Origin of the sequence: Catenovulum agarivorans YM01, assembly GCF_000281085.1 — a bacterium.
Lineage (GTDB): Bacteria > Pseudomonadota > Gammaproteobacteria > Enterobacterales > Alteromonadaceae > Catenovulum > Catenovulum agarivorans.
In genome coordinates, this window is record NZ_JH767525.1 from 229382 (window position 1) to 255495 (window position 26114).

Consider the following 26114-nt stretch of genomic DNA (forward strand, 5'->3'; position numbering starts at 1 on the left):
AAGTATAGATGAAAATAACTAAAACTAGCTTAGAAAGATTCTCTCGACGAGAGCTGGCACTTAACACGCTCTGTTGCAAGTGACGTTTGTTTACCCGATATAAGATTGACCAGTCGAGTAACTGATGCCCTGCCCATTTGGTAATATGGCAAGGCAACTGAAGATAACGACGGCACTAATATTTGCGGGATACAATCCCAGTCATCAAAACTCGCAACACCTATGTCATGGCCAACACGTAAATCACGTCGCTCCAAGACAAAATACAAACTCAAGGCAACTAAGTCTTTGCCGCACAAAATAGCGTCCGGTTTAAACTCAGTGATGACTCTATCAGCCACTTCCCGTGTTATATCTATGGTGCGTCCTTCAACAACTTTCTCAACCGACTCAACCACATATTGATCATCGTCGATACTGAATTCTTTTAGAGCGGTTAAGAAGCCGGATAACCTGAGTTTGGCAGCAACAATTTTAGGATTTAAATTAAGAAAAGCAATGCGTTTATAACCTTTGTTCAGTAATTGTAAGGTTACGTCATAAGCTGCTTGTTCATCATCTGGAATAATTGCGGCTCGCTGTTGGTTTGGATCGAAACAATTGACCATAACCAATGGCTGCTGATCAAATTGAACCGGTAGTTTGACAGGTTGGTGGTACATGGCACCATAAACAACCCCTTCAGCTCTATGTTGTCGGCATTGCTCTAATAAGTTGCTCGCAGAAGGTTTTTTCGGATCTATATTAAACACCATCAATGTTTTACCCAGCTCCCACGCTCTATCCTGAGCGCCACGCAAAATATCAACCGAAGCAGGTGTTGTTGATATTTCATCCGAGATAAAACCAATTACATCTGAATTTTTTTTGCGCACCATTCTCGCGGCTAAGTTTGGTTGATAACCAAGCTCTTCAATTGCAGCAAGTATTTTTACTCGATTTTCTTCCTTAACAGTCGGGTCATTATTCACCACTCTGGAGACGGTTTTAAATGAGACTCCAGCCCGCTTTGCTACCTGCTTAATTGTTACCATGGATACATTTCACTTATTCAGAATATTGTTATTGTATGCTTAAACAACGTTATTATCTAATAAAAGACCATTAATTCTCAAGATGTAAAAAATGCTTAAGACAAATTGACAACGTTGTTTATTCAAATATACTTAACAAAAATTCAGCAAACTAAGGTTAGAGTATGAAAAAGGTTGTGTGTATAGGCGAAATGTTAATCGACTTCGTCAGTACTGATGTCGGCACAAATTTAGTAGAAGCAGAACAATTTTTAAAAAAACCAGGTGGTGCCCCTGCAAATGTGGCTGCTTGTGTCGCTAAATTAGGTGGTAATTCATACTTTGCCGGCGCTGTCGGCAACGACCCTTTTGGTGCTTGTTTAATTAATGAGTTAATCGATTTTGGCGTAAATATCGAGTACGTCCACAAAGTCACGACACCGACAACCTTAGCCTTTATTTCGCTGGCGCAAGATGGCGAACGTGATTTTGTTTTTAATCGTGGTGCTGACGCTGAATTTTCCTTGCCGCATAATCAAACAAGTTTGCTTTTGCAAAACAGCATCTTACATTTAGGTTCAGCAACCGCATTACTCGGCAATCACCTATTTGAAAGCTACTTAACCGCTGCAAAATACGCCCACGACCACAAACACTTTATTTGTTTTGATCCCAACTATCGCGAAGATTTATGGAAAGATAAGCTTGATGTGTTTATCGAACGCAGTATGCAAATGTTGTCCATGGCAAATTTTGTCAAAGTCAGTGAAGAAGAACTCAGCTTGTTAACGGGTGAAGATGATATAGCTAAAGGTTGTGAACACCTGCATGCACAAGGTGTGCAATATATCACTGTTACTATAGGCAGCAGAGGCTGCTTTTTATCAACTACAACCCACCAGAGTATTATTCCAGCATATGCAATAACCCCGGTCGATACCACAGGTGCCGGCGATTCATTTATTGGAGCTGTTTTATATCAACTATCACAGGCAAACCTCGATGAATTAACTTATGCGGAACTCGCTGGCTATGTCCAACTAGGTAACAAAGTCAGTGGGGTAGTTTGTGAGTATTTAGGCCCTATGACAGGACTGACAGACTTCGCTTCCATCCAAAGTTTAGACAAACCTTTAAAAACGGCTTAAAACGCGCTCCCAAGTGTTGGTTACCATGTGTGACCTTTGCCGCCTTCCTCAAGGCGGTTTTTTTTATCTTTTGATACCTGTTTTCATCGCATCAACCAAATATTTGTGCAAGGCAAAAAACACAATTAACACAGGTAAGGTCGTCATACTTGCATAGGCCATTACCGCCCCCCAATCGACACTATGACTAAAAAACTGCTGCATGCCTGGCATTAAAGGCCTGACGTCCTGTGCATTCGCCACTAATACAGGTAACAAATAAGCGTTCCAACTACGTAAAAAGGTTAAAATGGCAACTGTCGCAATAACAGGCTTGGCCTGTGGCATTACAATTGTGAAGAAAATCTTCCAAATACTGGCACCATCAATTAATGCGGCTTCCTCGTAATCTTTTGGAATACTTTTAAAATATTGATAAAACAGAAAGATAAAAAATGGATTCGCTAACTCTGGAATAATTTGTACATGCAGGCTATTAAACCAAGAATATATCAAAGACCAACTACCATTTTGGTACTCTACCCAAGGTAACTGGGTAACAATAAAAACTAATGGCAACACCACTGCCTCAAAAGGCACTATTAACAGCGCCAACAACAGAATCAATAAACATTGTTTGCCAACCCAAGGAAATCTGAGTAACGAATAGGCCGCCATCGAATTGACCAAAGTGCTCAAAGCAACAGACAATGAGGTAATGATGAACGAATTGGTTAAATAAGTTAAAAAAGGCGTCTGCTCTATTACGTTTTTATAGTTAGCTAAACCTACGCCCTCTGTGAGGTTAAATATTGAGAGTAAGCCTGCCTCAGAAAATATTTGGCTTTCATTTTTAAAAGACGCAACAAACACAAAAACAATAGGTAATACAAATAACCCACCTAAGGCGACAAGCAGCATTCTGCGTATATATTTAGATACTATGAGTGATTTATTTATCATAACTTAACAATTTTTTTTGTAGTAACGACAAGGCTAAAATTACAACAAAATACAAGATACAAACGGTTGAGCCATAGGCGATTTGTTGTTGGCGAAAGCCTTTTTCGATGGCATAAAATAAAACGGTTGATGTTGAATCTTGCGGGCCACCTTGAGTCATAACGTCGACCTGAACAAATAATGCAAATGCAAAAATAGTGGTTGATAACACAACAAAAATCAGTGTGTGTCGTAAACCTGGCAAAGTGACGTGCCTAAACTGCGACCAAGGTGATGCACCATCTAAGCTCGCGGCTTCATACAAGGTGTTAGGAATAGCCTGCAAACCAGCAAGTATTATGAGCATTTGTACACCCACGCCTTGCCAAGCGGACAAACAGGCGATAGCAAATAAACTCCACTGAGGATCGTTTAGCCAGTCAATTTGGACATACGCTGGCCAGATATATTTAATAGCTTGATTTATCAAACCTTCTTGTTGATGCAACATCAGCGTCCATACAACACAAACAACAACCATAGAAGTGACAACAGGCGTAAAAAAAACAACTTTTAAAACACCTGAGCCAGTAAAGTTGCGGCGCAAAGCCAAGGCTAACAAAAGTGCGAGTACCACTTGCATTGGCACCACCATTGCAACAAATTTGCAGGTGTTGATAAAAGAGCGAATAAACAGCACATCTCTAGCGAGTACAACCCTAGTATGGCCAAACACATTAAATTGCGTTAACTCGGAATACCCAAACAACTCGGCATTATCACGGACGAGCTCACGTAATTTTCGATAACGCTTGTGTTGGTAAATAAACATATCTTCCGTTTGCTCTTTGAGGTTATTTGCACGCTTCAACTCAATAACTTTAACTGCCAACAACCTTTTATAGTTTTCTAAACCAACAAAATGTGCTGAGTTTGGTGACAATAACCTTTCGTCGGTTAAAGATACGCCGACCGACACAACCAAAGGCAAACACAAAAATAAAAATAACAACAGTGCTGCAGGCAGCAACATCAGCCGCGCATATGATTTGCCCTGTTGCATTCCAGTGTAATTAAATTGATATTCTGAATCTTTAGCTAATTTTATTGGCATTTATCTATACCCACGATTATCCAAAATATTAAGCTCTATTTCGTCGACCGCCCTATCAAGCGACTCGGTTACATCCGCGCCTTGTGCGATGCGCCTGACAGCTTGTGAAAATATAGCAGAAATAGCTGGGTAAGCGGGTGTTGCCGGGCGCAAAACAACGTTGCGCTCCGAGGTTAAATATAACTTGCGTAATGCGCCTTGTTCGCTGTACAGCGCTAGTTGATTTGCGGCTTCAGCCGAGGTGGGGATAAATCCACTGCCCCGATTAAAAAAAGCTATCTCGTTATTTGTCATCAAATAAGCAATGAATTTTGCAGCTTGTTTTGGTTGAGGGCAATTGCGGGTGACAGTATAGTGCCAACTGCCCCCACCTATATAAGCACCGCTGCCAAAGTCAACTGGCGGCAAAATCAGTAGATCATCCCCTATCGCTTTCTGATATCGATCAACCATCCAACTGCCCGTGTAATGAATTGCCAACAAACCTTTTTCAAATTGACCATGCTCTAAGTTGCTGAGTTGGGTTAGCTCGTTATCGAGTAAATTCTGTAGCCAATGCCCCCATTGCACGGCACCTTTACTGTTTAAAAAACCTTCAGCCTGACGATAAGTGCTGCGTTCGATAAAATCACCACCCGCACTGACAATCATGGGTAAAAACCCATAGGCGGGCCACTCTCCAACTCCAGCTAAATTCATATCCAAGATATATTTAAATTGGCCTTGCTGTTTAATTTTCTCTAATAGCATATTGAACTCGTCAACCGACCAAGGTTGAGCTAAGGTCGGTATACGAAAGTCCAAAGAATTCAGCAACGAACGGCGGGTAAATAATGCCAAAGCAATATCAAAGGGCCCCAACGAATATACTTTGCCGTTATACTTGCCAATACCGTTTGCATTGACATGGTTGAAATCTAACGGCGAGATTAAATTACTCGCACTATGAGTATCGGTATACAAAGGTTGAATTAACCCAGACCAAGCGTAGTTTGCGACGTTTGGCTGATCAACAGCCAATATACAAGGTAAATCTTGCGCTAAAGCACCACCAATAACACTTTCGGCATACGCGCCATGCGGGATTGCTTGAACTGAAACTTGATACTGTGGATTCGCTAGATTAAATCGCTCAACCTGCTGAGTAAAAGTGCGCATTTCATCTGCTGCAGACAAAGTACGCCACAACTGTATCGTTTCAGATCTAACCTGAGTACAAAAGACAAAAAACACAACTAAACAAACTTTACGCAACATAACCAATACATTTTATAAGCAACTAGCTAATAATCGCACGCACTTTGACTTCTGTCATGTTTTTAGCGTTAAAAATTGCAAATTTTAACAACGTTGACTATTTAGATATTTAATATGTAAATTGTAGATAATAAAAAACCCCGTAGTGATCACACTGACGGGGTTTTAATTTTACTACTAGCAGTAATTTTTAGTATCTATAAGTCTCAGGCTTGAATGGGCCTTCAACTTCAACACCAATGTACTCAGCTTGCTTTTCAGTTAGCTTAGTCACAACACCGCCAAAACCTTTAACCATGTATGAAGCAACTTCTTCATCTAATTGTTTTGGTAATACTTCAACAGTAATTTTTTCGGCTTTCTCTGTTGCTGGTAAATCAGCAAATTTAGCGCCGTATAAGTGAATTTGCGCTAATACTTGGTTAGCAAAAGAACCATCCATAATACGTGATGGGTGACCTGTTGCATTACCTAAGTTAACCAAACGACCTTCTGACAATAAGATTAAGAAATCAGTTGCGTCGTCACTGCGGTACACTTGGTGTACTTGTGGTTTAACTTCTTCCCAACGCCAATTTTCACGCATAAATGCAGTGTCAATTTCGTTGTCAAAGTGACCTATATTACATACAACCGCACCTGCTTTTAATGCTTGTAATACGTTTTTATCACAAACATTAAAGTTACCTGTTGTAGTAACAATTAGGTCAGTTTTTGCAAGTAAAGCAGTGTTAATGTCTTCAAGTTTGCCAGTGTTGATACCATTGTTGTAGGTAGAAACAACTTCGTAGCCGTCCATACAAGCTTGCATTGCACAAATTGGGTCAACTTCAGTTACAGAAACTATCATACCTTCTTGACGTAAGCTTTGCGCAGAGCCTTTACCTACATCACCATAACCAATAACCAAGGCTTTTTTGCCAGATAATAAATGGTCAGTACCACGTTTAATTGCATCATTTAAGCTGTGGCGACAACCGTATTTGTTGTCATTTTTAGATTTAGTGACCGAGTCATTTACATTAATAGCTGGAACTTTTAATTCACCTTTTGCCATCATTTCTTGTAAACGGTGTACACCAGTTGTTGTTTCTTCAGTAATACCGTGAATGCGCTCTAATAATGCTGGGTATTTGTCGTGAAGAATTTCAGTTAAGTCGCCACCATCGTCTAATACCATGTTTGCATCCCATGGCTGACCATCTTTATTAATGGTTTGCTCGATACACCAAACGTATTCTTCTTCAGTTTCGCCTTTCCACGCAAACACAGGAACACCAGCAGCAGCGATAGCCGCAGCAGCGTGATCTTGCGTAGAGAAAATATTACAAGATGACCAACGCACTTCAGCACCCAACTCAACTAATGTTTCAATTAACACACCAGTTTGAATTGTCATGTGAATACAACCTAAGATTTTTGCACCTTTTAATGGTTGTTCTGCTTTGTATTTTTCACGAATTGCCATTAATGCTGGCATTTCACTTTCGGCGATAGATAATTCTTTACGGCCCCAATCGGCAAGGCTGATATCGGCGACTTTATAGTCTGTCATTCTGGACTCCGTTATTACGATTAATTTTTAATTCTGAATATCTGAGCTAATGCTAGCCTTGATATTGAGCTAATAAAGTTTGTTGCTGTTCTTTACTGATGCGAGGGCCAAAACTTTGCACAACCTCAGAAGCGGCAGCACAAGCGAATTCAGCCGCTTTAGCTGTTTGCCAACCATTACAAGTTGCGTACAAAAACGCGCCGGCAAACATATCACCCGCCCCATTGGTATCAACAGGTTTTACTTTTGGCGCAGCTACTTTTACTTCACCTTCAGCTATAAATACGCTGGCGCCATCTGCACCGCGAGTTACCGCTACTTGTTTAGCGCGAGTTAACAAAACTTTGGCAGCATCTGCTAAGTTATCTGTGCCAGCAAAAGTTAAAGCTTCTTCCTCATTACAGAATAATAAGTCGATTGGATCACTACCCAATAACTCATCTAAACCATCTTTGAAATATTTAACCATAGAAGGATCTGAGAAAGTCATGGCAATTTTGTTGCCGTTTGTTTTAGCTTGCGATTTTGCTTGCAAAATTGCTTGGCGTGCAATATCTGAAGTGACTAAATAACCTTCAATATATAAATATTCAGCGTCAGCTAGTTCTTCAATAAATAATTCTTTAGCAGAAAAATCGGCAGTAATACCAAGATAGGTATTCATGGTGCGCTCAGCATCGTCGGTTACCATAACCATACATTTACCGGTTTGCCCCTGTAAATCGAGCTCAGCAACACGAATAGCCACACCTGCTTGCTGCAAGTTGTCACTATAAAATTGACCACTCTCGTCATCACCGACTTTACAAGATAAAAATGCGCTACCACCAAATTGGCATAAACCCACTAATGAGTTGGCTGCAGAGCCACCACCAGCGCGTTTAAGCAAGCTGAATTCTTGGTTTAACTTATCTAATAAAACTTGATGGGCTTGCTCGTCTAATAAGGTCATTAAACCTTTTTCAATGTTTTGACGCGCCAAAAAGTCGTCCGTTACTTCAAACTCTAGGTCAACCAGTGCGTTACCGAGTCCGTATACATTGTACTTGGCCATTAAGATTCCGATTATTGCTTAGTAATTTAGCCGGAGATCATAATGACTACTGAGCTAATTACAATCACTATCCACCAAATCATCGCAGTTTCTTTGATAATTCGCCGACAATGTTGAATATCCGCAGCTTCTGGTGGTGGAAAGTCGCCAATTCGCGGACGATTTATCTTTTGCTCTCCATAAAAAACCGGCCCGGCTAACTGACGTTTTAAACTGTGTGACATGGCATAAAATAAACAAAAACTACCACAGCGATATTGTTTATCAAACTGGCGCAATGTTTTGCCCATTTTAAAAAATGATTTAACAGGCGCTCGGAATAATAAAATTGACCATGCAAATAAACGCACTGGCAAATAACTAATTAAGGTAAAAAGAAAATTGATGCTTGTACTGAAATGCTTAAACGCAGGCTGTTTGATGTTCCAACTTTGCTGCAGCACAGCCAACAAACGATAAAACAATACAAACAGAGGCCCTAGCAGCAAATACCAAAACAAGATAGCAAAGTATTGATAGGCACTGTGCAGCAGCATAGATTCTATGCTGGCTTTGGCTATGCCCATTGGTGATAACTTGCTGACATCACGCAAAACAGTGTCACTTAACCTATCTCGAGCCAGCAACTTTTGTTGCTTGTCTAATGCTTGTTTTACTTTGAGCTGTGCTTTCCAATTTGTTTGGTCGGTTAAACACAACCACAATATCAACCAATCAACAAATAAAGGGAATTCAACCAAAGGAATAAAAAACCAGATAATGGCCAACAAAGGTAATACGGCACTGATTAAGCCCATAAAACCAGAAATAGCTAATTGACTTGAGTTGCGTTTTGGGTCTGGATTAATTTTTTCACCGAGTTTATAAGTCACTAAAGCGAAAAAGAAGATTGGATGATATTTAACCGAAATTGGCAAAACCCGAGCTGTTATTGCAGCCAGCGCTAATACCAAGACTTGACAGGTATAAGCCGGAAACTCAGGTAATGCCGCAGTGTCTAACATAAACGAATAAAATCACATACAAGTTGCGATGAATGTTTAGCAGCTTGCTGTAAAAAGGTTTCAAAACTTTGGTGTGATGACTTGCCTGCAATATCAGACAAAGCTCTCACCACCACAAATGGGGTATTAAATTGCGCGCACACTTGTGCAATAGACGCAGCTTCCATTTCAACAGCTATCATATTTGGAAAGTTATCTCTGGCTTGGGCAACTTTGTCTGGACACGCCATAAAACTGTCGCCGGAACAAATTAAACCCACTTTAGCCTGTAAGTCACTTTGACGAGATGCAGCCGCTAACGCACGTTCAACCAACTTCGCATCCGAGGTAAAAGCAGCGGGAAAACCATAACCCTGCCCCATCTCAAAACCAAAGGCGGTTAAGTCAACATCGTGGTGACGCACTTCGTTAGAAATAACCAAATCACCAACTTCTAAGTCTTCAGCAAAACCACCAGCAGAGCCAGTGTTTAAAACCAAATCAGGTTTGTGGTTATCAAGCAACATAGTGGTCGACATAGCCGCAGCTGTTTTGCCAACACCACTTTGCACTAATACAACATTTTTACCTGATAAACTGCCAGTATAAATAGTACAGGGGCCATGTTGCTCGGCAACTTTGTTTTCCATTTGTTTGAGCAAGATACTCACCTCTTGCTCCATTGCGCCGATAATGCCGATTTTCATCTATTTATAACCTTGTAAGCAGCTAATTTGTTGCAGCATACCATAAAACAATAAAGGTTAAGCAACAGCTTGTGAGCCGTTAAGATCTTGCGGCATTTTTGCAATTAGTGGTTTAACCGGGCGTGTTGGGCCTTTAGGCTCAACTGGACGCACGTTTAATGGTGTAAGTTTGCCTTTACCTATTTTCGCCGACAAACATTCGCGGATTTCTGACGCTTTGTAACCTGCTTTTATACGTATACGAACGTGCGGAATGCCAACCGTTTCTAGTGCTCCACGAACAAACCAATCAGGTTTGGCTTTGTAACCTTGTTTTGATTCAGTATTAACTAAGTCAATTGCCGCAACTGGCTCGAATGTTTTTCTATCTAACAAGACAAAGTCTAAACTTTTGTTTGACGCTTTAGTTTTAGCTATTTGTGCAGCTCGCGGTTTTACACTCCCTTCAGGCTGCAACAAGTCATTAAGTTTTACTCGGCTGATTACGCGAAATTGATCACCAACTGCTTGTTCAAGTTTAATCATAAAGGCTACTTCAGGCGCTGAATATAAGGTATTTCGTTTTTGAAATGGAAAAGGCGCACCTGATTGAGTTAAATGTATTGCCGCACCAGCAACAATTACCAGCACCATAATTAGCACAATAATTAATAGATCCATATACCACTCCTAAACAACAAAAAATTGACGTTCAAACAAAAAAATGACTGTTATGGGAGTGATTTAGCAAAGGCTGTACCAAGAATCATAAATAGGAGTAAAATAGCCAACATAAAATAAAAGTAGAGTTTAGTGTGAATTTTTATCAATTTCGTCAGCAGCGCCTTGCCAAAGCCACTCGAGCTTTTAATGCGCGAGGGATCACGGTAAAACGGTGTGAGCAGTGCCAACTGCCGTTATACGCTTGCATATGCAATTGGAAGCCTAGCGTAAAATGTCAGTTGGAAGTGATATTAATCATGCACTCTGATGAAATACTCAAACCGAGTAATACCGGCCATTTGATCAGCGAAGTATTAGGTGACAATTGCCATTTATTTGAATGGTCGCGTACCGAACCAGCAGCAGAACTGCTGCAACTGCTTAATCAAAAAGATCGCCAATATGCGATATTGTTTCCACCGCCATTAGAGCAGGCTAGACAACCTAGCCGCCCAATAACAATAGCGCCGACAATCGAAGAGCTCCAAGCGCAAAGCCCTGAAAAAAAACTGACCTTAGTAGTATTAGATGGCACTTGGCGGCAATGTAAACGCATGTTTAACCAAAGCCAATGGTTGTACCATATTCCATGTTTTGATTTAGATGTAAGCCAGCAAGCACAATACAAACTAAGAAAATCAGTAGAGGCCCACCAATTGGCAACCGCTGAGGCTGCCGCTTTAGCCTTTGCTCAATGGCAACAAATCGAGGCGGCGCACGTATTACAAAACTATTTTGCCATATTTAACCAACACTATGCCGCCAGTAAACTCAACGTTATTCCGCAATTAAGTCACGAACATAGTTTTTTGCAAAACTACCTCGACAAAAGCGTCTCGAGTTAACTGACTTTATCCCGTGCTGACTGTTTAGCCACCAGTTGGCAAAACTCCTCTATCGGTAAAGGTTTGCTAATTAAATACCCTTGGCCATATTGACAGCCTAAGCTGGCGAGTAAGTCTTGTTGCTGAACTGTCTCTATCCCTTCAGCAACCACAGTCATATTTAGCCCGGTGGCCATATTAATAATGGAGCTAACCAAAGCAACATCTGCTGTGTCTTGTTCAATGTCTCGAACAAACAACCTATCCACCTTAATTTTGGAGATAAACGAACGGTAGTTTTTAACGTAACTTAGTGCAGAATAACCTGTACCAAAGTCGTCAATCGCTATTTTGACCCCAAGTTTTTCAAGCTCTGCCAATAACCTATTTATATTAACGTTCCCAGATTCATTAATCATGGAACGTTCTGTTACTTCAATTTCGAGACGATTTTCAGTTAACGGATATCGAGTTAATACGTTATCTAAATAATCAACTATATCTGGTTGTTCAAAGTCGAGCGGACAAAAATTGACAGTGCCAAATAGCGGCAGTCCTTTTCCTTGCAACTTGTGCAACTTTTTAACCGTTTCAGTTAATACATAGCGATCAATCTCAACAACATCACCCGTTTCTTCAGCTAACGCTATAAACACATCTGGGCGCACCGCACCATATTCGGGGTGGAACCAACGACACAAAGCTTCAAAGCCAACAATAGAACCATCATCAATAGCAAAAATTGGTTGGAAATAAACCGTAATCTCATCGTTTTCTAGCGCAGTTTTTAACGCTGTTTTTAAACGAGATTTAACCATAAGGTCTTCAAACATTTCGGCAGAAAAGGTTTTATATTGGCTTTTGCCAGCATTTTTTGCTTGAAACATTGCTGTATCTGCATTGGCTATCAAATTCGTTGCTGTGTCTGCGTCATCTGGATACATGGCAATACCAATACTGCAGGATAAGTTGAGCTTGTCGCTCGCAACCCCATATGGCTCTTTAATTTTTTTCAAAATGTTTTCGGCGAAAACATTTAATTCTGCGCCCTGTAAATCAACCACCAGCATAAACTCATCACCGCCAATCCGAGCCAAAAATCCACCATGCGGTTTAACAAATTGCTGGATGCGAGCAGAAACAATACGGAGTATTTCATCACCAACCAAGTGGTGGTGGGTATCATTGATATCCTTAAAACCATCTAAATCGACAAACATCAAAGCAAAACGACCGTTAAAGCCAACTTGGCGGATTTTATCTTCGAGCAGCTGTAAACCGTAACGCCGGTTTGCTATACCAGTCAAATCATCATGGTTGGCTTGATATGTTAAGTGTTTTTCGTACTGTTGTTTCGCAGATAAGTAGTCTTGCGTGTCGTGACGTAATCGATTGAAGCTAGTGACGATTTGATTGAGTTCATCATCTATATAGGGCGCTCTGTCTAACTCAATTTCATGTTTTAACGAATCATCTAACTTAAATGAGCGCATGTGGTTGACTATATTAGACAGGTGCCGAGATAACATATAACCAATCAAACGGATGGAAATAATCGCCACTAATGCGGCAGAAAAAACATACACCAAAATAACGTAAAAAACCGAGTCTTTTACATATCTATTGATTGCCTGTTGGTCTAACCAAATAAAAATTGTGCCGACTTTTTCATTCTGATGGCTGAGTGTTTTAGTAAATTCTGGCTCGCCTATCTTTAGGCCGTACAAATAATGTTCACCCGTTTCACTGATTACTTCAGCAGCGGCAATATACTGGGTTTGACTTAAGCCCGATGCCATATATTGCACGGTTTCTTCTTTAAAACTCCATAGTGCTTCAGACAGACTGTCACTAATTAATTCAATATTCTTTTGAATGTCCGTTTTTATCTGATCAGATACTTTATAAAACTGTAAAGTAGAAAACAGCGACACAATTAGCAAAGTGGCGCATAAGCTTGAGACAATTAATGCCAAAACCACCCGCGCTTTTAAAGAATGTAATGAAAATTGTTTTAATAGCCGATAAATGGCTGCGTACATATCAAACCCTATATGGAAAACACACTCGTGCAACAGCGATATTTAAGCGACCTAAAGAAACAAGTTTATGGTAGGTTAAATATCTAAATAAATAGTAGTCAATATGTTAGCAATAAGCGAACTTTTAAATGCTAATACACAATAAAATTGTCTACCTATTGAAATTTGTGATTTGCCCCCCACTTCTGCAAATAGTTTTAAGTTAGTCAATTTGGTCAACCTTGCCATGAACATGAGTGCTGTTACCAGTTTAATCGCATTAATCACAACCCTAGCAGGGTATTTTTTCGCCGTCCCTGTATTATTAACCATAGGGTTATTTTCGCTTTCTGGCGCATGTACCAATTGGTTAGCGATTCATATGCTGTTTGAAAAAGTTCCAGGTCTGTACGGCTCAGGGGTGATTGAAGCTAAGTTCGAGCAATTTAAGGCTGCAATTAAAGACTTAATGATGAACGAGTTTTTTAGCGATGAAAATATCGATAAATTTTTATCTGACAATATGGGCCATGCCAGTCATTTCGATTTATCACCTGTGATTGAGAAAATAGATTTTGACCCCGCTTATGAATCTTTGGTAGAAACCGTATTAAGCTCTAAATTTGGGCAGATGCTTGAAATGATGGGGGGGCGCTCGCTGATTGACCCATTAAAAGAGCCATATATCGAAAAGCTCAAACAAAAGTTAATTGATATTAGCCAGTCTCCTGATTTTGATGACCTAGTTAGACAGAGTTTAGAGCAACCGAATATCCTTGCAGAAATGCGCGAAAAAGTCAGTCATATAATTGATGCCCGACTCAACGAACTAACTGCCCAAGCTGTGAAAAAGATTGTGTATAAAATGATAAATGAACATTTAGGTTGGTTAGTTATATGGGGCGGTGTTTTTGGTGCAATATTTGGGTTAATCGCTCATTTGGTTTAGTTTGATAATTAATAACGAGAACAAACAATGAAAAATATTTTACGCAGCATTTTTTCACCTGTTTTAAATATATTTGAAAAAGGTGACGATAATTATGTCTACAAACCACTAAACCGCACTATATTAATAGTTGTAGGTCTATTGTTTGCAGTACTTGGGAGTGCTGTTACTTGGTTAAGCCCTAAAGAAGAGCTCGGCTTTTTAATTCCACTTGTTGTATTTGGCGGGGCCAGTTTCGTCTGTTTAATTGTTGGTTTGTTAGGTAACGACAAAGCTGTGGCGAAAATTTGGGGAGGAAAATAACAGGAGTCATTTTGCGCCACTGGCTAATATTTTTTCAAGTTTGTTTGTTTTCACTTGGCCTAGCGCTAATTGCTGGGCTGTTTTATTTTTTATGGCCCAATACTCAAGCTAAGCTAAAGCCAGAGCTAACCAGCGGCACGTTGCAGTCTCCCCCTACAATAATTACCCAAGTCCAAACTTCGCAGGCTTCCAACAATTCCAACATCCAAATTCAATCCGGTTCACAACAGGCGCACTCAGAGCAAAATATTTCAACCAATACCAGCGATAACAAGCTCAATAAAATTGAAAATTATCCGCATGCCGAGCCGTTGCAATCAGACATAGCCGATATTGACTTAGATGCTTTCAAACAGCAGGCTACTATAGAGCAATATCTAAGTTATTTATTAGCATTAGAAAAATGCATGCCGTTTCATCGTTATGCCGACAAAACCGGCAGAATCAATATTTCACCACAGCGATTAGAAGTGACATTAAACCAACATGCGAGCCGAGGTGTACCTGAACACATCAGCCAATCACTTATTAATAAAATTAATTTGTGCAACGGTGTTAAGTTGGACTATGTCCATAGGCTCTATCAAGAAGTCACCTATGTAGCTAATCAAGGTAATATTCAAGCCATGATGATACTTTCACATCTGCCTGATATGACGCTGACCGACCCAAATCAAGTAGACGAAGCACGTAGAAAAGATTTTTACCATAAACAAATGATGTGGTTAGAGCAGGCACGCCAACAAGGGAGTTTAAACGCTTTATTTAATTTGGCTGTCCGCCACCACCATGGTGTTTCGCCAGATCCAGTGAGCGCAGCTAGCTATTATCAAGTTCTGCAACATTTTTTACCTGAATACCAGTATGAAGATACAGTCGCCAATTTAACTGACTCAATGAAAACTTGGCAAAAAGCCGAAGTAGAACAAATGACTAAACTGCTTATTGAAGAAATGGACACCCTACCCCAATTGTACGATTGGTAATAAACCGATTTTTGTTTAATATGCTCTGTATATGGAAATAACAATTATTAAAATATAACAATGACTCTTGCTAACAAGCGCTATGCACTTTGTTACCTACTAATCGCCTGCCTTGCACTATTTGTGCGCTTTTATCAATTAGGCGATATTAACAAACCGGTTTTTGATGAAGTCTATTTTCCTAAATTTGCCTACCAATACATTCAGCAGCAACCTTTTTTTCATTCACATCCACCATTGGCAAAATACGTTTTACAAGGTGCGATTACGCTTTATCACACACTGCCTTGGGTAAACGAGCCGACCTTGGGTTCTGTTGAATTTAGTCAACTTAATCCTGTTAGTTATCGTTGGATCAATGCACTGTTAGGCTTTTTTGCAGCTATGTTTTTCACTTTATGTGTTTGGAAACTTAGTCGATCACATTTTATAACGATCTTGGTCTTTGCCTTTACTTGTTTAGATGGCGCACTTATTGTTGCCGCGCGCTTTGGCCTAAGCAATGTCCATATTTTATTTTGGGGATCTTTGAGCTGTTATCTGACCATATTGACAGTACAAAAAAACTCTTGGCTCTATCCAGTTTTATTGAGCCTTAGTTTAGGTTGTGTGGTTTGCGTGAAATGGAGTGGTCTAAGCTACTGGGCATTTAGCCTAGCTATACTTATCGTTTTGTTATTGGTTAAGCGATTCTCTATCGTCTCTGATACACAAACTAACATTGTTTCAATCAGTTACCGGCGCTTTGCTGGCATTGTTGCCTTACTGCTGATCTTACCTATACTTGTGTATAGTTTGTTGTGGATACCTGATTTAAAACTCAATACTAAATACGACTTTGTTGAAACCCACCAACAATTTTTTAGCTACCATAAAAACCGAGTTACCGAAGACGCTCATCCATACTGCTCAAAATGGTATAGCTGGCCTGTAATGCAAAGGCCTATCAGTTACTACTTTGAAAAGTTACCTGTTGAAAATGGCCAGCAGTGTTACAAAAATATTCATTCGTTTGGCAATCCACTTTTATACTGGTGGTCTAGTTTAGCTATGTTGGTGCTTACGCTCTGGACACTTTCTCAGCTAATAAATATAGTGAAATCAGTGGTTAGACGAGAACAAAGCAGCATAACTCAACCGCAATTTATCTCACTATTTATCGTATGTGGTTATTTTGCTTGTTGGTTACCTTGGACTTTGGTGAGCCGTTGTACCTTTTTATATCACTATCAATCAGCTTCGGTATTCAGCTTCTTCGCTTTGGCTGTGTTGCTTGTTAGATTACAAAATAGTAAATCTACCTATGTAAGATTTACTGCTTGGGTAATTTTGCTCAGTATAGCGATGAGTTTTATTTATTGGCTACCATTTCAACTCGGCATTCCTGTAGAAAAATCAGCTTTTTATCAACGCATGTGGTTTAGCAGTTGGATTTAATTTGAAAGAAAGCCCTGAGATCATCTGTCTATAAATTTATATTGATGCTTTAAAAAGGTGCCCTCATGTCAGATTTGCTGTGTAAGTTAACTAACTGCTACCAAGGTGCTATAAACAAATTAAAACTCGCAGATGGATTAGCGCCTTTGTTATTAAGGCTGTATTTAGCCCCTGTTATGCTGCAAGCAGGCTGGAATAAATATCAAAACTTCGACAATATCGTTAGTTGGTTTGGGGATGCCGAATGGGGCTTAGGTTTGCCTTTACCTGGTTTAATGGCATTTTTCGCAACCGCAGCTGAGTTAGTTGGTGGTTTGTTATTATTATTCGGTTTGTTAACACGTTTAGTCAGTATTCCGCTAATCTTTACCATGTTGGTTGCCATGGTTACAGTACATTGGCAACACGGCTGGTTAGCCATTGCCGATCCTAATAGTTGGTTAGCCAATGGGACTATATTATTTAATGAGTCGATTATGCAATCAGCAGATAAACTTGCCCGGGCCAATGATATTTTAACTCAACATGGTCATATTGATTGGCTCACCTCTAGCGGTAAGTTTGTTATTCTTAACAATGGTATTGAGTTTGCGGCAACTTATTTTGTGATGTTATTGGTATTACTCTTTAGTGGTGGGGGCCGTTATACCAGCCTAGATTATTGGATTAAACGGAAATTATGCAACAACTAAACAATGAATTATCCTTAGCCCAATTTCTAGCTAAACCTGCGACTGGGTTTAAAGCTAGCTTAATTAAAGTGGCTGATAAGTTATTAGGCATCAACAAACTAAATCAACTCTACCAGCAACACGGTTTTGCCCATTTAGATGGGCAAGATTTTTTAGATGCATTTGTCCGTTTATTTAAGCTTAACATCAATAGTAATTTCCACAATTTAGCTAAGGACAAACCACTTATTATTGTTGCCAACCACCCGCTTGGTGGCGTTGATGGTGTGGTATTGTTACGTGAACTATTAAAACAGCGCAGCGACGTTAAAGTATTGGCCAATCTTGGTTTGAGTTTATTTAAACCTCTGCAAAAGTATTTTATTTTCACCAATCCTTTGCAAGCGGGCGCCACAGGCAATGTCACTTCATTAAGAATGTGTGAGCAACATTTACAACAGAAAGGCGTATTAGTTGTTTTCCCTGCGGGTCGAGTTAGTTATTACCAGAAAGCATTTAACACAGTGAGCGATCACAGATGGAACCGCAGTTTTATTAAGCTAGCAGAACGCTATAACGCAGATATATTGCCAGTACATATTCAAGCGAGTAACCGTAAACGCTTTTATTTTTTTGGCCGAATATATTTTCGATTTCGCCTGCTCATGCTAGTTAGAGAAATGCTCGCCTCCACCAATAAAAATATTCAACTCACTATGACAACAACAATAGACAATACAGCAATACCTAACCTAAGTACGCTGCAACAAAGTGATTTAGTTAGATTAGCAACCTACCTACAACAGCCAAGCTTGCAAGGTGATTGGCCAGCGGTTGAAAGTGTAAAAATGCAAGCGCTCGCGCCTGCTGCAAGTGGCGATTTAATGGCAGCTGAAGTGAATAAGATTGCTGAGGCACAAACATTAGTGAGTTATAAAACTTGGTTAGTACTACATGCGGATGGTGAACAAATTCCGCATTGTTTGGCACAAATCAGGCGGCTGCGAGAACAAACTTTTAGAGATTGGCAAGAAGGCAGTGGGGCAGCACAAGATGGCGATGATTTTGATTATAGCTACCAACATTTGTTTATTTTCGACCAACAACAGCAACAAATTATTGGTGCTTATCGCATGGGGCAAACCGATCAAATATCACCGACCTACCTGGAACAAATGTTTAATTTTTCTGCCAAGTTTGTCGGTAAACAAACTGCTTGTTTGGAGATGGGTCGTTCTTTTATTGTTTCTGAATACCAACGTAGCTATCAAGCCTTGTTGATGCTGTTTAAAGGCATAGGTCATTTTGTTGTTAAATATCCTAAATACCGCACCTTATACGGCACTGTCTCTTTAAGTAGATGTTATCGCCCACTTAGCATCTATCTAATTGAACAGTTTTTGATTAAACAGCCCGATAGCAGCGCTATAGCTAAACAGTCGTTTACTCATGCAAAAATAGCTGAAGTACAAAGGTTTTTGGATAGCGCACAGCAGCAGAATAAAATTAGCTCTGCGAGCAAGATAGAAATTTTAGATTGGCTGGTTAAACAAATAGAGCCAGACAACAAGGGCTTGCCTGTATTAGTCAAACAATACCATCAGTTAGGTGCTGAATTTATCGCGTTAGCCATTGATGGGCAATTTGCCCAAACACCTGGATTGTTACTTAAAGTTCACCTGCCCGATACGGCAGATAAGTGGTTAAAATTATATTTAGGCAAAAATTGGCAAAACTATCGAGATTTCAACATAGAGTTTGCAGATTAATTTATAGGCGAATTAGTTTATCCGGCTGTTGATAGTCGGCTTTGCACGGGGAACTTTGCCAGTATGACATCTGCTGCAAGTTATTTTTGACTATCACTTCAGTGATACTGATGCTTTTTGCATCTTCCCTATGCATACACACACTTAAATGGCTTTTAAGCGGCACATGGCTTTGGTGAAATGCCCATTGAGCATCCTGCTGATTAACCTTTGGCATATGCGCAAAAACGGCTTGCCGATTGTTTTTTACTTCGGAGAATAATTTACCTGATGATGTAAACATCTTAGGTAAATTGCTTTGTGATATCTCTCGGCCATTCCATTGCCAATACTTAGGTTGATAGTCTTGTTGCTCAGTCACCTTGGGAAAATAACACAAAGTAAAAGGGGTAAAACCTTTGGACTCACACAAAAGCTGCAAGCAGTCTTTGATTTGCTCGTCTGATAGTGTGCTTTGGATCAATTGCTCAAGGCAAATAAGAATAATTTTACCGCGGCTGTTTTTAGTCTGTACAGGCCGAATGTTGGTGGACTCAAAACTGTGCTCTGCGTATAGATTTAACAAACACCAAGTTTGCCCTTGTTTATTAGTCGCAATCCAAGTGCCTTGCCCTTGCGGGTCGAGCGGATAAACAGCAGCAAGTTTTTCATCGACTTGAGGTAACAAAGCTGGCGCTCGACTGCGCTGTTCATCCCGCGTAAACAGTAGCCGATAACCACCTTCCTGCATTTGCCAAGTTAAGGTACACATAAGTTTATATTATTGTTGTAGCGCCGATAACTTAAGCGCTTGAATGGTCGCAGGCGCATAACCTAAATATTCGATTTGCTGTATTGGATGCTCAGTTGGGAAACGCATTTTTATTAAAGCTAAATGGTGAACAGCGTGGCTCGCAATAAACATAAGTTCACGCTGTATATTCGAATATAAAAAATCTTGGTCAGTTAATAAATCTGCCGTTTCTGGGATGAGTTTAATGCGCTTTTCGCACACTGTTGGACAAAATTGTTCAGCTAGTGTGTTATCTAACTCGATTATTGTTGCGATTGCAGTATCAGCACAATGCTCAATTAAACTGCCACGACTGCGATGGCTATAGTCAACCACACCCGAATCTAATGCTTTGGTCACAGCCATAAAGTGATCAAGAATATGCCGAATATGTGCACCCACGCTCGATTGTTGCTGCTGACTCAAACTATATTCTTGTGTAGATAAACTATCTATTACGACTGCAATTTGTTTAAGTACACTCCGACAATATTCAACCATATGTTTTCCTTATTACAATACAGAAGAATAGACCGAACAAACCCAACTGAAATTTCAGCGAAAATACGCGATTAAACGGTTTGAAAAAATTCTTCTATCTGTTCACAGGTAGTTTCAATAACAGATGTATCAACTGGCGCAATAAAAATAGTATCGTCACCGGCAATTGTCCCCAACACACCATGCGACTTATTTAACGAATCTAACATACGTGCTATCAACTGTGCTGCACCAGGTGTTGTTCTAACAATTATCATAGCTTGGTTATGGCTAACCTCTAAAACCAGCTGCTTTAGCGGGCTGTCTGTGGTTGGCACACCTAATTCTGGTGGCAAACAATAAACCATTTCTTGTAATGCATTACGTGTGCGCACCGCGCCAAATCGGCTCAACAAACGTGAGACTTTTGATTGGCTAATATTGTCAAAGCCCTCTTCTTTTAAAGCATCAACAATATCCGCTTGCGAAGAAAAGCTTTGCTCTCGTAATAAAGTTTTAAACGCTTTAAGTAGCGCATCTTGTTTTTCTGTTTGATTCAAACGACTACAACCCTTAAATAACACCAGACAAAGTTAAAACAGCAATAACACTTAACTGAAATAAAAATGCACGTTTGGCTAGTTTTAACATGACACAAGGCTCTGTTAAATGATCATCTTCTGGCGAATGCACATCTTCGGCAGCTTTAGCAATATTGGCTAAATAGCTACGCGCAGACAACCCAAGTTTACCAACACCGGCTAACCACACAGGTAAAGCTTTAGAAAAATGACCGACAAATAAAATCGCAAAACCAGAAATACGCACAGGTAACCAAACTAAAATAGCCAACAAGCGTTCGCTCGCATCTTTTATCCACGCCAACTCTTGCTGCTGTGCAGACAATTTTGCCAAATTACGGGCAAATACATATAACAAAGCGCCTGGTGCACCTAACACAACAAACCAAAAGATCACGGAAAAATAATGTCTAAAATTAATCCAAACTAAGGTTTGCCCTAAACTTTCGCTTTTGCTTTCTTCGGTTAGTTGTTGGCCTAATTGCAGCGAATATTCAAAACAAGCTTGTTGATCACTGCGACACGCCGCTTCTAAATACTGACGATAACAACTTCTGTGCTGTGGGCAGCCATAACATAAAAAAAGTACAAAACAGTTTATTACCAGCGCCAATAAACCATCACCCAACAACGACAGCAATAAACTCAACAAAAGAACCGGTAATGCCAACCACACTACAACAAATAACTCAGCACTCATGTTATCTGTCGCTTTAAAATTATCGGCAAATTTTTGCTGATACCAATTGAAATAATGGCGGTAGTGAAACTGCTCTTCTACTTTTACCACACGCTCAAGTAGCACAACAATGAAGATACTGAGTAATGTCATTCTATGTCCCTCACCAATTGTTTATATGTCTTCCAATTAAAACCTATACCAGGATCAGTTTTTCGCCCCGGTGCTATGTCGCTATGCCCAACAATACGTTCTAAGGTTATTTTAGGGTATAAAGCCATGATTTGTCGTGTCGTTTTTGCTAAAGCTTGATACTGAACTTGGGTAAAGTCACTTTGGTCTGTGCCTTCTAACTCTATGCCAATTGAAAAATCATTACAATTATCTCGCCCAGCAAAATTAGACACACCTGCATGCCACGCCCTTTGATTCATAGGGACAAATTGCAGCACTTGGCCATTTCGTTTAATTAAAAAGTGTGCCGATACCTCTAAACCTTGCAAGTCAATAAAACTTGGGTGTTTAGTGCAATCTAAACAGCCCAAAAACAAATCTTCAATATAGGGTAAACCGTATTGACCTTCTGGCAGAGAAATACAATGGATCACCAATAAATCAATATCACAGCCTTGTGGCCTTTGATTATAAAACGCCGAAGGTTTAAAAATTACGTCAGTTAAAATATCATGTTGCTCAGACATAAATTGAGGTTGAGTCATAGTGGAACCAGATTTAAATCAAAAAACCGGCAAATGGATGAATTATGCCGCATGGATCATTGCATTTTTTCTATTAACCTATTGGTTTGAAGGCTATTTAAACAAAAAAGAAAACCCGAATCAAAACCCTTCTAGTCATTATACAGGTCAAGGTGCCATTGAAGTAGAATTAACTCGCAACCGCCAAGGTCATTATGTAACCAATGGCAGAATTAATAGCCGCATTGTCACTTTTTTATTGGATACGGGCGCAACCCATGTTTCTATACCTGAACATATAGCTCAAGGTTTAGGTTTACGTTACGGCGAGAGTTTCCCAGTTGGTACGGCAAATGGCACAGTCACTGTGTATAGCACCAATATAGAGCGTTTAGAAATAGGTGATATCACCTTAACCAATGTACGAGCTAATATTAATCCGCACATGCAACAAGACTCAATCTTACTTGGCATGAGTGCATTAAAACGTATTGAATTTAGTCAACGTGGCAATATACTGACTTTGCGCCAATATAATTAACTAAATAACCTGAACTCGGGATAACAACTTGCTTTCTAGTGGCTATTTTTCCTTATACCTACGTTGAATTCGCTAGTAATAGCCAGCTATTACGTACGCAAATTCGCCTTGCTCTAAGAAAAAATATCACACTAGAACCAACGTAATTTCATTTCACAATGAATTCAAAACGTTAGCTAATTTGTTATTCCGAGTTCAGGTTAAAATAAAATTTGAACAAGGAGTGTTCTATGTTTCCAAGATCTCTTAGCTTTATTCTTTTTGTTGTGCTGCTAACTTGCGGCTATTCAATCCAAGCCAAACCTATAGATTTAATGTTGGCAGAAAAATATTCTACCGACATAAAACTCAGCGACTATCTAGTCAGTGAAAAATATGATGGTGTGCGTGCTTATTGGGATGGAAAACAATTTTGGACGAGACAAGGCAATCCGATAAATCCACCCGCTAGTTTTGTTGCAGACTTCCCGAATAGACCACTTGATGGAGAATTGTGGCTTGGGCACAATCAATTTGCTGACTTAATGTCAATTATCCATGATGCGACCGACCCAAGGTGGCAACAAGTGAGCTTCATGGTGTTTGATTTACCGGATTTGCCGGTTGAATTCTCTGCCCGCTATCAAAAAATGCTAGAGCTTATGCAGCAGTTACCCAGCAACAGTTCAATTAAAATAGTTGAACAATTTGATGTAAATACCCACCAAAAACTGCAAACTCTGCTCAATCAATACGTAAATAATGGTGCTGAAGGACTAATGCTGCATAAAAAATCTGCACTGTATCGGGGTAAACGCAGCGACGACCTAATTAAAGTGAAAAAATTTACCGATGCTGAAGCGAAAGTCATTGAATATATTGCAGGCAAAGGCCAATTTACTGGTTTAGTTGGCGCTTTATTAGTAGAAGATTTATTAACGGGTAAACAATTTAAGATAGGCAGTGGTTTATCAAAAGCGCAGCGAGCCAACCCACCAGCAATTGGCAGCATAATCACTTATAAATTCACAGGTTTAACTAAAAACGAATTACCGAGATTTCCGGTATTTTTGCGGATTAGAAGCGAAGGTTTCTAACTTTCGCTTCTAACTGTCTCGGTGCACAGATAACCAAGCTAACGACTCTAGTGCTTGTTTATAATCAGAGTCAGGTAACACAGCTAAAGCATCAACCGCCATTTGCGCATGTTTTTCCGCTTGCTGGTAGGTGTAGTCCAACGAATTGGTTTGTTTAATAATAGCTAATACAGCATCAAGTTGCGCTAAACCATCACCTTGCTCAATCACATTACTAATTAGCTCAGCTTCTGTTGCCTGTGCATGTTGCATTGCATGAATAAGCGGCAAGGTAGGTTTGCCTTCGGCTAAATCGTCACCAACGTTTTTGCCTAAGTTTTCAGACTCACCCGCGTAATCTAACCAATCATCCATTAATTGAAAGGCAGTGCCTAAATAACAGCCATAATCAGCTAAAGCTTTTTCAACTTTTTCATCTTGATCTGTTAATACTGCAGCTAAACGTGTCGCAGCTTCGAATAATTTAGCCGTTTTACAATAAATAACTTCCATATATGAAGCTTCAGTTGTGCTAGGGTCGTTGCAATTCATTAATTGCATCACCTCACCTTCGGCAATCACATTGGTTGCATCGGATAAGACCTGCATCACTTTCATTTGATTGAGTGACACCATCATTTGAAACGAGCGAGTATATAAAAAGTCACCAACCAACACAGACGCAGAATTACCAAATAAAGCATTTGCCGTATCACGACCACGACGTTTATCTGATTCATCAACAACATCATCGTGCAATAAGGTAGCTGTGTGGATAAATTCGATAATTGCAGCTAAGGTAATGTGCTCAGACGTGTTTGCGGCAAGTGCTCTAGCAGCTAACGTGGTAATTAATGGGCGAATTCGTTTACCACCACTATTAACTATATAAAAACCTAACTGCTGAATAAGCGCAACATCGCTTTGTAATTGGTCGGCAATAACCTTGTTAACTGCCAACATATCTTCGCTGGCCAACTGCTTTATTTGTTCTAGCTGCATTGATAAAAACTGAATTGTCTGGTCTGAGTTAAAATTTGCGCTAAGTTTACACGCTTTTTCAAATATACCCAAGATACTAGTTTCAAAGCCGTGTAACTCAGCCATTTAGTCAACATAAACAATTAATATGAGTAAGCACTGAATAAATAGTAATTTTAAGCTAAATTAGGGTTGCGATCTTAAAAGCTTTGCCTTAGAATTCGCGCCCTGTTTTGAAGATTTGTACGTTAGTTAAGCTAACGTCTTTATAGTGAGCGGAGTAGAATATGTACGCGGTTTTCCAAAGTGGTGGTAAACAACACCGTGTAACTGAGGGCCAAACCGTCCGCCTAGAGAAAGTTGAATTAGAAGCTGGTTCTTCTATTGAATTCGACAACGTATTGTTAATCTCTAATGGCGAAGACATCAAAATTGGCGCACCTTATGTAAACGGCGGTAAAGTGACTGCAGAAGTTGTTGGTCACGGTCGTGGTGAGAAAGTAACGATTGTTAAATTTAGACGTCGTAAGCATTCTCGCAAGCAAGCTGGTCATCGTCAGTGGTACACTGAAGTTAAGATCACTGGCATTAACGCTTAATTTAGGAGACTGAATCAATGGCACATAAAAAGGCTGCAGGTAGTACTCGTAACGGACGTGATTCAGAAAGTAAACGCTTAGGTGTTAAGCGTTTCGGTGGTGAGTCAGTATTAGCGGGTAACATCCTTGTTCGTCAACGTGGTACTAAGTTCCACGCGGGTAGCAATGTTGGTATTGGTCGTGACCACACTTTATTTGCTTTATCTGATGGTAAAGTTAAATTTGAAGTTAAAGGTCCACAAAATCGTAAATTTGTAAGCATCGAAGCTGCTTAAGACCAATCCGATTTAAGTTTGTAAAAACCCCGCTCTGGC

General features: G+C 39.8%; 28 protein-coding genes. 12 read left to right on the forward strand and 16 right to left on the reverse strand.

The window, feature by feature from the left end:
- Window positions 1-29 precede the first annotated feature (29 nt).
- Window positions 30-1034 carry a LacI family DNA-binding transcriptional regulator gene (locus tag WSC_RS0108350; RefSeq protein ID WP_026016739.1) on the reverse strand — a complete coding sequence of 335 codons (1005 nt, stop codon included), beginning with the start codon at window positions 1032-1034 and terminating at the stop codon, window positions 30-32.
- A 164-nt stretch (window positions 1035-1198) separates the two neighbouring features.
- On the opposite strand from WSC_RS0108350, the gene WSC_RS0108355 reads away from it, so the two are divergent.
- Window positions 1199-2161 carry a carbohydrate kinase family protein gene (locus tag WSC_RS0108355; RefSeq protein ID WP_016955472.1) on the forward strand — a complete coding sequence of 321 codons (963 nt, stop codon included), beginning with the start codon at window positions 1199-1201 and terminating at the stop codon, window positions 2159-2161.
- Between the two features lie 63 nt (window positions 2162-2224).
- Here the strand turns inward: WSC_RS0108355 and WSC_RS0108360 are convergent, their stop codons facing one another.
- The 8 genes from WSC_RS0108360 to WSC_RS0108395 all read right to left on the reverse strand — a co-directional run bounded on the left by WSC_RS0108360 (window position 2225) and on the right by WSC_RS0108395 (window position 10412).
- Complete coding sequence (locus tag WSC_RS0108360; protein ID WP_016955473.1) at window positions 2225-3103, reverse strand: carbohydrate ABC transporter permease; 879 nt, start codon at window positions 3101-3103, stop codon at window positions 2225-2227.
- Window positions 3093-4196, reverse strand: coding sequence for a carbohydrate ABC transporter permease (locus tag WSC_RS0108365; RefSeq protein ID WP_016955474.1), 1104 nt, complete (start codon window positions 4194-4196; stop codon window positions 3093-3095). Before WSC_RS0108365 ends, WSC_RS0108360 begins: the two co-directional genes overlap by 11 nt.
- Complete coding sequence (locus WSC_RS22245) at window positions 4197-5453, reverse strand: extracellular solute-binding protein (RefSeq protein WP_016955475.1); 1257 nt, start codon at window positions 5451-5453, stop codon at window positions 4197-4199. It lies immediately after the preceding gene.
- A gap of 190 nt (window positions 5454-5643) precedes the next feature.
- The gene (ahcY, locus tag WSC_RS0108375) at window positions 5644-7008 is read right to left on the reverse strand and encodes an adenosylhomocysteinase (RefSeq protein WP_016955476.1); all 1365 of its coding nucleotides are present in this window, start codon (window positions 7006-7008) and stop codon (window positions 5644-5646) included.
- 52 nt (window positions 7009-7060) lie between these two features.
- Window positions 7061-8062, reverse strand: coding sequence for an adenosine kinase (locus WSC_RS0108380; protein WP_016955477.1), 1002 nt, complete (start codon window positions 8060-8062; stop codon window positions 7061-7063).
- A gap of 26 nt (window positions 8063-8088) precedes the next feature.
- Window positions 8089-9066, reverse strand: a complete 978-nt coding sequence (locus tag WSC_RS24060) for a cobalamin biosynthesis protein CobD/CbiB (RefSeq protein WP_016955478.1) — start codon at window positions 9064-9066, stop codon at window positions 8089-8091.
- Window positions 9060-9752 (reverse strand): 5'-methylthioadenosine/S-adenosylhomocysteine nucleosidase, encoded by a 693-nt coding sequence (gene mtnN / locus WSC_RS0108390; RefSeq protein ID WP_016955479.1) that lies wholly within the window; start codon window positions 9750-9752, stop codon window positions 9060-9062. Before mtnN ends, WSC_RS24060 begins: the two co-directional genes overlap by 7 nt.
- Before the next feature lie 57 nt (window positions 9753-9809).
- Window positions 9810-10412, reverse strand: coding sequence for a DUF2726 domain-containing protein (locus WSC_RS0108395; RefSeq protein ID WP_016955480.1), 603 nt, complete (start codon window positions 10410-10412; stop codon window positions 9810-9812).
- Between the two features lie 134 nt (window positions 10413-10546).
- Here WSC_RS0108395 and WSC_RS22255 point away from each other — a divergent pair, with 134 nt between their 5' ends.
- Complete coding sequence (locus WSC_RS22255; protein ID WP_157447235.1) at window positions 10547-11299, forward strand: tRNA-uridine aminocarboxypropyltransferase; 753 nt, start codon at window positions 10547-10549, stop codon at window positions 11297-11299.
- Here the strand turns inward: WSC_RS22255 and WSC_RS22260 are convergent.
- Entirely contained in the window at window positions 11296-13320 is a 2025-nt protein-coding gene (locus tag WSC_RS22260) for an EAL domain-containing protein (protein ID WP_016955482.1), read from the reverse strand. The two genes, WSC_RS22255 and WSC_RS22260, sit on opposite strands and share 4 nt — an antisense overlap.
- Window positions 13321-13546: 226 nt before the next feature.
- On the opposite strand from WSC_RS22260, the gene WSC_RS0108415 reads away from it, so the two are divergent.
- The 6 genes from WSC_RS0108415 to WSC_RS0108440 all read left to right on the forward strand — a co-directional run bounded on the left by WSC_RS0108415 (window position 13547) and on the right by WSC_RS0108440 (window position 19414).
- A complete protein-coding gene (locus WSC_RS0108415; RefSeq protein WP_026016742.1) occupies window positions 13547-14248 on the forward strand; it encodes a DUF445 domain-containing protein in 702 nt (233 codons plus the stop codon).
- A gap of 27 nt (window positions 14249-14275) precedes the next feature.
- Window positions 14276-14551 (forward strand): hypothetical protein, encoded by a 276-nt coding sequence (locus WSC_RS0108420; protein WP_016955485.1) that lies wholly within the window; start codon window positions 14276-14278, stop codon window positions 14549-14551.
- An 11-nt stretch (window positions 14552-14562) separates the two neighbouring features.
- A complete protein-coding gene (locus tag WSC_RS0108425; protein WP_016955486.1) occupies window positions 14563-15537 on the forward strand; it encodes an SEL1-like repeat protein in 975 nt (324 codons plus the stop codon).
- Window positions 15538-15597: 60 nt separating this feature from the next.
- Window positions 15598-16974, forward strand: coding sequence for a phospholipid carrier-dependent glycosyltransferase (locus WSC_RS0108430; protein ID WP_016955487.1), 1377 nt, complete (start codon window positions 15598-15600; stop codon window positions 16972-16974).
- A 65-nt stretch (window positions 16975-17039) separates the two neighbouring features.
- On the forward strand, window positions 17040-17666 hold the full coding sequence (locus tag WSC_RS0108435) for an HvfX family Cu-binding RiPP maturation protein (protein ID WP_016955488.1): 627 nt from the start codon (window positions 17040-17042) through the stop codon (window positions 17664-17666).
- Entirely contained in the window at window positions 17654-19414 is a 1761-nt protein-coding gene (locus WSC_RS0108440) for a lysophospholipid acyltransferase family protein (RefSeq protein WP_016955489.1), read from the forward strand. Before WSC_RS0108435 ends, WSC_RS0108440 begins: the two co-directional genes overlap by 13 nt.
- 1 nt (window position 19415) lies before the next feature.
- On the opposite strand, the gene WSC_RS0108445 is transcribed toward WSC_RS0108440, so the two are convergent.
- From WSC_RS0108445 to ampD, 5 genes are all read right to left on the reverse strand, one after another.
- Window positions 19416-20165, reverse strand: coding sequence for an NRDE family protein (locus tag WSC_RS0108445; RefSeq protein ID WP_016955490.1), 750 nt, complete (start codon window positions 20163-20165; stop codon window positions 19416-19418).
- A gap of 9 nt (window positions 20166-20174) precedes the next feature.
- Window positions 20175-20687 carry a hypothetical protein gene (locus tag WSC_RS24065; RefSeq protein ID WP_016955491.1) on the reverse strand — a complete coding sequence of 171 codons (513 nt, stop codon included), beginning with the start codon at window positions 20685-20687 and terminating at the stop codon, window positions 20175-20177.
- A 71-nt stretch (window positions 20688-20758) separates the two neighbouring features.
- Window positions 20759-21226: a transcriptional regulator ArgR gene (argR, locus tag WSC_RS0108455; protein WP_026016743.1), complete on the reverse strand. Its 468-nt coding sequence runs from the start codon at window positions 21224-21226 to the stop codon at window positions 20759-20761.
- 13 nt (window positions 21227-21239) lie between these two features.
- Window positions 21240-22079, reverse strand: a complete 840-nt coding sequence (gene ampE, locus WSC_RS0108460; protein ID WP_016955493.1) for a beta-lactamase regulator AmpE — start codon at window positions 22077-22079, stop codon at window positions 21240-21242.
- The gene (gene ampD, locus WSC_RS0108465; protein WP_016955494.1) at window positions 22076-22645 is read right to left on the reverse strand and encodes a 1,6-anhydro-N-acetylmuramyl-L-alanine amidase AmpD; all 570 of its coding nucleotides are present in this window, start codon (window positions 22643-22645) and stop codon (window positions 22076-22078) included. Before ampD ends, ampE begins: the two co-directional genes overlap by 4 nt.
- 1 nt (window position 22646) lies before the next feature.
- Here ampD and WSC_RS0108470 point away from each other — a divergent pair, with 1 nt between their 5' ends.
- Window positions 22647-23165, forward strand: coding sequence for a TIGR02281 family clan AA aspartic protease (locus WSC_RS0108470; RefSeq protein WP_016955495.1), 519 nt, complete (start codon window positions 22647-22649; stop codon window positions 23163-23165).
- A gap of 230 nt (window positions 23166-23395) precedes the next feature.
- Window positions 23396-24241 (forward strand): DNA ligase, encoded by an 846-nt coding sequence (locus WSC_RS22270; RefSeq protein ID WP_016955496.1) that lies wholly within the window; start codon window positions 23396-23398, stop codon window positions 24239-24241.
- Window positions 24242-24250: 9 nt separating this feature from the next.
- On the opposite strand, the gene ispB is transcribed toward WSC_RS22270, so the two are convergent.
- Window positions 24251-25222, reverse strand: a complete 972-nt coding sequence (ispB, locus tag WSC_RS0108480; RefSeq protein ID WP_026016745.1) for an octaprenyl diphosphate synthase — start codon at window positions 25220-25222, stop codon at window positions 24251-24253.
- Between the two features lie 266 nt (window positions 25223-25488).
- Here ispB and rplU point away from each other — a divergent pair, with 266 nt between their 5' ends.
- Together rplU and rpmA are read left to right on the forward strand one after the other, a co-directional pair.
- Window positions 25489-25800: a 50S ribosomal protein L21 gene (gene rplU, locus WSC_RS0108485; RefSeq protein WP_016955498.1), complete on the forward strand. Its 312-nt coding sequence runs from the start codon at window positions 25489-25491 to the stop codon at window positions 25798-25800.
- A 17-nt stretch (window positions 25801-25817) separates the two neighbouring features.
- Window positions 25818-26075, forward strand: a complete 258-nt coding sequence (rpmA, locus tag WSC_RS0108490; protein WP_016955499.1) for a 50S ribosomal protein L27 — start codon at window positions 25818-25820, stop codon at window positions 26073-26075.
- Window positions 26076-26114 lie beyond the last annotated feature (39 nt).